Source organism: Streptococcus pluranimalium, from assembly GCF_047785705.1.
Taxonomy (GTDB): Bacteria; Bacillota; Bacilli; order Lactobacillales; family Streptococcaceae; genus Streptococcus; species Streptococcus pluranimalium_A.
This window is the reverse complement of the sequence record NZ_JBLOJV010000060.1, coordinates 1-4,207: the sequence shown is the minus strand read 5'-3', so window position 1 is coordinate 4,207 and position 4,207 is coordinate 1. Positions and strand designations below refer to the sequence as shown.

3 protein-coding genes are annotated in these 4,207 nt (G+C 41.9%); all 3 read right to left on the bottom strand.

The window, feature by feature from the left end:
• Nucleotides 1-104: 104 nt before the first annotated feature.
• A complete protein-coding gene (locus ACMZ6Z_RS08950; protein ID WP_416132197.1) occupies nucleotides 105-3,170 on the bottom strand; it encodes a Rib/alpha-like domain-containing protein in 3,066 nt (1,021 codons plus the stop codon).
• A 50-nt stretch (nucleotides 3,171-3,220) separates the two neighbouring features.
• Nucleotides 3,221-3,661: a hypothetical protein gene (locus ACMZ6Z_RS08945; protein WP_416132196.1), complete on the bottom strand. Its 441-nt coding sequence runs from the start codon at nucleotides 3,659-3,661 to the stop codon at nucleotides 3,221-3,223.
• Nucleotides 3,661-4,207 (bottom strand): hypothetical protein (locus tag ACMZ6Z_RS08940; RefSeq protein ID WP_416132195.1); only part of this gene is annotated, 547 nt, incomplete at its 5' end. The genes ACMZ6Z_RS08945 and ACMZ6Z_RS08940, both read right to left, overlap by 1 nt.

Genomic DNA, 4,207 nt, shown 5'->3' with positions numbered 1-4,207 from the left:
GCTTTAAACATCCAAAAAGAGAGAACCAGAACGATTCTCTCTAGATGTTAGCTATAAGTCACCCACTACAGTTGACGAAGAGCCTCTTAAATGCATTATCAAATCTAATTATTTTTTTTCTTTTCAATAATTGATAATGAGACAGTACTAGCAGCTAGTGCTACCCACAAAGATAATATTGCAAATGGTAAATCATTGTTACTACCTGTTGAAGGAAGTGAGCTTCTTGCATTATTATTTTGATTTATCAGGGAGTTGGGTCTGCCTATAGAACTAGAAACTCTCGAAACTGGAATTAATGGTAACTGACCATTATCCGTAGTATCTACTGTGTCAGCTGGTGTACCTGCACCTGGTTGTGTGCCTACACCTGGTTCTGTACCTGCACCTGGCTTATCAGCTGGGGCAATCACATCTGAAATACCATCGTTATCTTGGTCAGTGATGCCTGGTTTGGTTTCATCTGACTCGACATCGTTAGTAAGACCATCTCCGTCTGTATCTTCTTGACCATCTGGAGTACCGTCTCCATCGCTATCTGGATTCTTAGGATTGAGACCTGCTGCTAACTCATCCGCATCAGATACGCCGTCGTTATCGTCGTCTGTATCTTGAATGTCTGGGATACCATCTTTATCAGTATCTACTGTGTCAGCTGGTGTACCTGTGCCTGTGCCTGGTTCTGTGCCTGTGCTTGGTTGTGTGCCTGTGCCTGGTTGTGTACGATTATCCACCACTTTGACCGTTACTGGAACTTCGTCCTTACTGCGGTCTGGGTAGGTAACAACTACAATCGCTTCTTTATCACCCGCTGTTTGCGTATCAACTGGTGTCTTATAGCTTGCGCTCGTTTGCGGTGGCAATTGTGACATGTTGCCAATTGAGTTGCTGGCGGTTGGGGCTTGACCAAGATTAACCGTTTGAACAACTTGTTTTGGTTCGTTCTCACCAGCCATATCATAGACCCAAACACCCACTTCTACCGTATCACTTGTCTTGTCTGGGTAGATTACCTTAAGGATACCTGTTCTAGTGCCAAGTTCTGAGGTATCGATTTTTTTAACCCACTCATATGTTGTCTTAACAGGCATCGGTTGAATCAACTTAGACGGATCAACATCAGAATTTAAGAGAGCTCCAATCATTACCGTAGTAGGATTGTATAAATCCGCGTCAGGTATTCTAGGAACACTGATTCCTCTCTTTATGTGAGCTTCCACTGTACCCCAATATTCTCTCCTTGAATTCACAAGAAGGCGTGTTGCTTTCTCAAAATGCTCGTCAAAAATCGTATAGGCCACGTCAGCTGTGAGAGAGTCACCCTCTCTATGAATGTTGGCGATTCGCAATTCTTTAACGATTGCAGTTTTGCCTTCAATAAGTCTACTCCTAAGAGCATTATTAAGCTCTGTAATCGTTAAAGAATTACTGCTTTTGATAGAATCATCAAAATAAATTTCAAATCTTGCATCATCATTTAAATAATCTAACTTGTCTTTATCAACATATTTTGGCCTTTCTACAAGTCGACCTTGACGATAACTGTCCTGTACATATTCATATTTAGTAACGACACCTGTTCGCTTAATCTCATCAGCCGTAGGTAAAAATGTTTTGAAAGAATAAGAAACCTCATAAGGATGCTCATGTATACTGCTAGAAGTAAGTGGATACGTTTCAGCTATAAGTGAGGCATCATAAACCCATTTCTCCCCTTCTTTTCTTAAATTATTGAATTCATATTGTTTGACCCTAAAGCCATACGTGTACTCTTCACCCAAAATTTTACTGAATTGTAGTATCGTGTATTTCTTTATGTCTTCTATTGTCAGGTCTTGGTTACTTTCTAATAAGTTACCTAGTTCTTTGTAATAACTTAAATGGATATATTCTGTATCCGGATCACCACCAGCTTGAAAATCATTTGCTATCTCTTCACTGTAGCTAAACCTAGCCGCCCCTTCTTCTTGTTCTAAGACAACAATTTTAGCAGGGGTATCTCTCTTCTTCCTATTCTTACTTTGTTCTTTGACTTCAAAGAGGATGGTAGTCTCTTGTCCTTCTACCAGATGAGTTGTCTGGGTATCTGAAGTGACTAGGCTATATCCTGATAGCTCTGACTTGGTCAAATCAGCTGAAACAGAAACATCCGTCTTAGCCACTGCTTGATTTGTCTTGATAAGCTCTGTACGTGTCTCACGGTAAACTTCAACACCTTGCTCTTGATAGACTACTTGATAAGAGAGGGACACTTCACGCTCTGGTTGCCCAGCGATTGCGGGCTCTGTGTTTAGGCGAGTCACTTGGTAGACGATCTCTGGATGGCTGCCTCGCGTTAGAATCGCTGTTCGAAGGAGGCTCGTACCTGTCTCATCTGAGTAATCTGACAGCTGGTCTGCTATAGCGAGTTCTTTACCGTCTTCTGTGATGGTGATTGTTGCTGCTCCTGCTGGAATAATTGCAGACTTTTGGACTTTATAGACTGTTTCTCCAGTTACCTGATCAACATAATGAACAGTATAGTCTACAGCTGTCTCAAGCAAGCTCGTCTCTGGCTGTAGCGTTGGTGGCGCTGTTACATTGAGGGTTGGCGTTTCTAAGTTTGTCGCTTGAGCTGGCTCTTTAGCCTCTTCAGTTGGCTGATTTTGCTCTGTTGAAGGCTCAGCAGCTGGTTGTGCGCTAACTACTTTGGCTACGTCTTCTACTAGGTGGGCTAAGGCGATCTCAAGTTGTTTTTGGACTTGGTCAATCTTGTCCTGAGTAGTAGGGTTGTCCAGAATTTCCTTAGCTTCCTTGATAGCTTGATGTAGGATACGTACAGAGGCCTCTGTCTTACTTGATGTGTCAACTAGATAGGCACGGTCAAGTAGGTCTTTTAGCGTTGTCGTGTTTAGGGACACTAGCGGGGCAGGGGTGTTAACCACTTCTGGTGTGATGATGGGTTGCTCTACTGCGGGTGCTTTATCAAACGTTTTTGGTGTGTCATCAATGTCTGAAGTTGTCACTTCCGACAAGCCTTTAGAGATTGCTGTAGGTGTTTGTGATGTCTCATCTGCACTAACTCCTTGAGCACCAAGAATGGTCAGGGCACCTAGAAGGACAGAGCTTGCCCCGTAGGCTTTATATTTTCTTATCGAAAATATTTGTTTGGTATCTCTTGAGTAATTCATCTATTTCTCCTATATATAAGTATGTGTAAATGCTATGATGTGTTACTTTGTTATAAAATAACAAAAGGACCAAAACGCTCTTCAATCTCTGGCATGAGATTTTTGATTAGGGTAGGTCCTTGTAAAAGGATATTGAAGAAACCTTCCATAGTGGCTGGGGTAACTTCGGTCATGTGTCTCATAAAGACATAACCATCATCTCCTAAGACAAAGTAGTAATAAATGGATTGGTGTTGATTGAGCTGATTGAGATAGCCCAACAACTCATTAATGTCTTCGTCTGTCTTTTTGGAATAGGCTATCTTATGAAAAACAATCTGCCCCAGAGACTTCGTGTCACTCTTAGAGAGGGAGACCGCAAAGTCTATCGTATGGCAGTTAGTCAGGGCAAAGCGACCACGGTATACCAACTGGTCGCTTTGTGTTGCGACACTCATGGTGAATTTTTTGGTAATCAACAGGTCTTGCCATAGCTGGTTAAGTTTATCCATCAAACGTCTCCTGATGAAAAGTTATAGACCGGCAACACCGCTTCATAGCTTTTTGCGGTCTCTGATAGCTCTGGAAACTGTATGACAGTCCGTGAACTTTTCACAACTTCTTCGACTTCCTTGGCCGTTTCTGTAACAATGTCAGATAAACCAGAAAATCCTGAAATGTCCATTTGGTCTACGTGTGATAACTGCTGCTGTAGCATGTCTTTCAGGTCAACCTTTAATTGCGCGCCTCGTGATCGGATATCTAGCTCTTTTAAGACTAGGCGCTGCGAAGCTTCTTCGATTTGATTCATTTTGGCATTGATGCCGTGTTCGGCATCGCGTTTCATTGCTGCCGCTGTTTTTTCGGCATCTTTGATAATTGTCTTGGCACGATTTTGTGCTTCGATAATCAAATTTGTGACAGATTGCTCCCTTTCTTTGTAAAATTGTAATTGTTTTTGTAGTTTTTCTACCATTTGGCGTTCGCTTTCCAGCTCTCGCCGATCATCTTGATTGGATGATTTTACATTTTTTTCTTTGGTTAAAAAATCTAACATA